The organism is Cellulomonas chitinilytica, from assembly GCF_016862675.1.
Lineage (GTDB): Bacteria > Actinomycetota > Actinomycetes > Actinomycetales > Cellulomonadaceae > Cellulomonas > Cellulomonas chitinilytica.
In genome coordinates this window covers 1-3,991 of sequence record NZ_BONK01000027.1, presented here as the reverse complement: position 1 = coordinate 3,991, position 3,991 = coordinate 1, and the positions used below count along the sequence as shown (strand labels likewise).

The following is a 3,991-nucleotide window of genomic DNA, read 5'->3' as shown; positions in this document are numbered from 1 at the left end:
ATCGCACCCGCGGCGATCTAGTCCCCGACCCAGGTCGAGCAGGACCTCCTGGCGGGGTAGCCGGGGCGGCGCAGCTCAGCTGAGGTGGCTGCTCCGGCCGTTCGTGAAGTCGATCGCGAGCAGCGTGTGGCCCTCGACGGTCACGGCCTCGAGCCCGTCGGGCAGTCGTGCGCTCCACCGCTCCGCACCCGAGCGCAGGTCCCACCCGACGAGCCACGCGTCGTCGCTGCTCAGCGGCCGGTGCACGACGGAGTAGACCCACCGGCCGTCCGTGAACATCCCCAGGTCCGTGCCGGTGTCGGCCGACTTCCACACCCTGCGGCCCGTCCGGGCGTCGAGCGCCACGACCGCAGCCGCGGTGCTCGTCACGTACACCCGTCCCCGCAGGACGATCGCGCCGGTAGGCCCGGCATTCGTCGACAGCCGGGCGTACCAGAGCTCCTCCCCGGTGGCGCTGTCGTAGGCGCGCAGCCCCGGTCCTCTGCCCGGCCGCGTGGACTCGTCGCCCATCTGCTGCGCGAGCGGGAGCGACCCGCTCGTGATCGTGAGGACCAGCCCGGGCACGGACCCGTCGTCGACCGGCGTCATCAGGTCTCCGGTGTACACCCGGTCCGACCGTGGGTCGCCGTCGGGCGCCAGGACCGTCGTCGTCGCCTCGCCAGACCTGGTCATCGTCGAGACGACCAGCGCCCCGTCCAGCACGTAGCCGTACGCGGCCACGCCGTCGCCGCGCCCGAGGTCGTCACGGACCACCCGTCCGTCTGCGTCGAGCACAGTCATGGCCATCTCGTCGGTGACGACGGCGAGGTCGCCCACCGTGTACACGGCGCGGCCGATGCCCCACGCCGCGGCGGCGCTGCCTTCCGAGAGCGGCATCGTGTACCGCCACCGCTCCGCGCCGGTCGTCTCGTCGTGCGCGACGACCGTGACGACACGGCTGGACTCGTCGGCGTACCCCGTGAGCACCACGCCCGGCAGGGACGCCACGGCGACCGCCGGTCCCGTGGCCCAGGTGGACAGGACCTGGCCGTCGTCGGTGCCGACGACGACGACCTTCGTGGTCGTCGCGGGCCTCAGAAGGGGCACGCTGTCGGAGACCGTGAGCACCGCGTCGGACACGACGCACACCGCGGTCGCGTCCTTCCCGGCGCCCGTCACGCACCGGCTCACGTCCGACGGGCCCGCGTCGCCCGACGAGGCCCCCGCCGACGCCGGGGCCAGGACGGGGACCGACCAGAGCGGCTGGCCGTCCGCGCCGACGTGCGACGACACCACCGACCGGGAGCCGTCCGCCCCGGCGGTCACCGTCGCGGCCGGGAGGTCCAGGTCCGCGAGCTGGTACTCCTCGACCTCCTGCGTCGACAGCGGGCTCGTCTCGACGGTGTCGCCGAGCGGTGGGACGACCCCGTCGACACGCGCGAGCGCCGCGACCACGGCCCGCTCGCGCGCGTCGACGAACCACTGCCCGGCGGCCAGGCCGGCCACCGCCACGACCACCCCGCACGCGACCCACCAGCGCCACCTCGGGCGCCGGCGCGCTGGTGCGAGACCGTCCGGGGGTGCGGTCTGCTCGTCGCCGTCGAGGAGCTCGACCTCCCGCATGTCCCGCGCCACGGGGGGACCGTACCGGCGGCCCGGGCCGGCCGGGGGTCGTTCGACGCATCCGGTTGCCCGCGCGCCGGATCCGCCCTGGTCAGGTCGCCGAACCGCCACGCACCACCCCACCCGACCGCTATGGTCGCGGCAGCCACGACGGCTCACCACGACGACCCGGACGAGGACACGTCGATGACCACGCTGGACTCCCCTCGCACCCGACGGACGGCCCTCCTGACGGCGACGGCCGCGCTCGCGCTCCTCGCCGCGTGCAGCGCCTCCGACCCCCTCGCCGGGCTCGGCGGACCGGGACTCGCGGAGCGCTGCGCCGCCGGGCTCCCCCAGCCCGAGGGCACCGTCGACCACGCCTGCAACGACGGGCAGGGCCGCACCCAGTACCCCTTGCCGCTGGAACCCGGGAGCTACGACCTCGTCGCCCTGTGCGACGGCGCCGACGACCTCCACGTCGTCCTCAACCCGGCGCAGCCCCTCTTCGAGACGGCGACCGCGGTGTGCGACGAGGGGTCCGACCCCACTCGGGTGCCGATCGGGACCATCGGTGACGCGACGACCGTGCGGGTCGCGATGTCGCAGCTCGGCGAGGGCGACACCGCCTGGTTCATCGTGCGGCGCTGATCGTCCGCCGACGTCGAGGACCCGCGCCTGATGCTCGGCACAAGGTGCAGTAGATCGTCTCGCTCGACGTCCCACCGCCCGCACCCGCACCGGTCCACTGGGACTGGTACTTGGCGACGGCGTTCTGCACGGTCGTCGACTGCGGGCGGTACAGCGACCGGACCGGCTCCGTCATGCTGCCGAAGGACGCCCGGTAGTTGGGGCTGCCCGTGCTGAGGATCTTCGCGCCGGCGCCGTTGTAGCACGCGTACGCGAGTACGAGATGTAGAACGCGAGCGTGACGATGCCGGTGTCCGAGGACGCCTTGCAGTCGTCGTAGTTGGCGTAGCCGGACCCGCCGACGGTGGTCCGGCATCCCGCCACCGAGAGCGGCGTGATCCCGTTCGCGGCGGTGGGGGGCGTCTGCGGCTGCTCGAGGTCGGAGACCACGATCGAGCCGTCGGCGTACGTGTCGACGGTCTCCTGGCTGCCGTTGCTCGTCGCCTGTGACGAGCTGACCGGCGTGTGCTTGCCGTCGACCGCGTCCCAGGTCTGCCCGGCGGCGAGCTTCGACAGCAGCGACTTCTGTGTCGCCTTCGGGACGCCGTGCGCGTTCCAGAACGCCTCGAGGTGCGACCTGGTGTCCGGGGACACCGGCTGCGACGCGGCCAGGGAGCTCTGTGCGGTCATTCCCAGCAGGGCCATCGCGAGCGGGGCGATGAGCCACCGCCGCGACCTGCGGATGAGGGTGCTTCGTTGCATTGCATGACTGGTCGGACTGCGGAAAGGTTCGCCCCGTGACGACCGAGACGCAGGCGCGCACCAGACGGACCTCCGCCTACCCCGTGATCGCAGGAGGAGCAGGCGTCGTCGCCGTCGCCGCAGCCGGGCTCCTGCCCGAGAGCTGGGTGTTCTTCGCGCGCACGCTCGTCCCCGCGCTCACCTTCGCCGCCCTCTGGCTGACCGCGAGCAAGCGCGTGCCCGCCGGCTGGGAACGGACCAGCTACGCCGTGGCCGCCGTCGTCACCGCGCTCACGTCGACGATCCTCGGGCCCGTCACCCTCCTGCTCGGCCCCGTGGCCCTGATCGCCGTGGGGCTCGCGGGCATCGCGGTCGCCGGCCGGCACATCGTCCCGCTCGTCGTCGCGGCGGTCCTGGTCGTCCTGCCGATCGACACCCGCGGCCTGGAGCTGTCAGGTGGCGTGAGCCCCGTGGGGCTGCAGCTCCTCGTCGGCACCGCCGTCCTCCTGCTCGGCCTGGCACTGCTCCGGCCGGCCCCGCAGCGCATGTCAGACACGTCCGGCGCGAGCACCACGCCCGCGGCCTGAGCCCGAGGTGCCGCGCGCGGCGTCGTCCAGCCGCGTCGCCGAGCTCAGTCCGGCAGCGCGTCGACCAGCTCGGTGACCCACGCGGCGGCTCCGCGCGCGACTGCGGCCAACCCTGTGCTCGGTTCGAGCTCGAGCGACCCGACGAAGAGCTGCCCTCCGCCCCTCGTGGCAGGGCAGCCGGGGTTTCGCGCGCTCGACGCAGAGCCAGGCCGCGGGCGGCAGCCTCTCGCGGCACGACGCTCGCGCAGCCGTGGGCAGGTCAGCCGAGCTCGGTGCGCTCGCCCGTGGAGTAGGCCATGCCGAGCAGCGTGTGGTCGATGACGGTGAGCACGTCGACCCCGTCGGGCAGCGGCGCGCTCCAGCGTTCCGCCCCGGTGTCGAGGTCACGCCCGACGAGCCAGCGGCCACGCCGCCCGTCGTGCGACCTGGTGGAGGCCGCGAAGACGGACCTG

The 3,991-nt window shown here is 73.9% G+C and carries 5 protein-coding genes; 2 read left to right on the top strand and 3 right to left on the bottom strand.

Annotated elements, in window-relative coordinates; translation table 11 throughout:
- Positions 1-75 precede the first annotated feature (75 nt).
- The gene (locus tag Cch01nite_RS22440; protein WP_203758746.1) at positions 76-1,614 is read right to left on the bottom strand and encodes an outer membrane protein assembly factor BamB family protein; all 1,539 of its coding nucleotides are present in this window, start codon (positions 1,612-1,614) and stop codon (positions 76-78) included.
- 174 nt (positions 1,615-1,788) lie between these two features.
- Between Cch01nite_RS22440 and Cch01nite_RS22435 the strand changes: the two genes are divergently transcribed.
- The gene (locus Cch01nite_RS22435; RefSeq protein WP_203758745.1) at positions 1,789-2,232 is read left to right on the top strand and encodes a hypothetical protein; all 444 of its coding nucleotides are present in this window, start codon (positions 1,789-1,791) and stop codon (positions 2,230-2,232) included.
- Positions 2,233-2,403: 171 nt separating this feature from the next.
- On the opposite strand, the gene Cch01nite_RS22430 is transcribed toward Cch01nite_RS22435, so the two are convergent.
- Positions 2,404-2,973, bottom strand: coding sequence for a hypothetical protein (locus Cch01nite_RS22430; protein ID WP_203758744.1), 570 nt, complete (start codon positions 2,971-2,973; stop codon positions 2,404-2,406).
- Positions 2,974-3,008: 35 nt separating this feature from the next.
- Here Cch01nite_RS22430 and Cch01nite_RS22425 point away from each other — a divergent pair, with 35 nt between their 5' ends.
- Positions 3,009-3,539, top strand: coding sequence for a hypothetical protein (locus Cch01nite_RS22425; protein ID WP_203758743.1), 531 nt, complete (start codon positions 3,009-3,011; stop codon positions 3,537-3,539).
- Positions 3,540-3,798: 259 nt separating this feature from the next.
- Here the strand turns inward: Cch01nite_RS22425 and Cch01nite_RS22420 are convergent.
- A partial coding sequence (locus tag Cch01nite_RS22420; protein ID WP_203758742.1) for a hypothetical protein occupies positions 3,799-3,991 on the bottom strand: 193 nt, incomplete at its 5' end.

Bases quoted from the DNA above. Each gene is read 5' to 3' on its own strand.
- Cch01nite_RS22435 (WP_203758745.1), top strand. From the start codon at position 1,789: ATGACCACGCTGGACTCCCCTCGCACCCGACGGACGGCCCTCCTGACG.
- Cch01nite_RS22430 (WP_203758744.1), bottom strand. From the start codon at position 2,973: ATGCAACGAAGCACCCTCATCCGCAGGTCGCGGCGGTGGCTCATCGCC.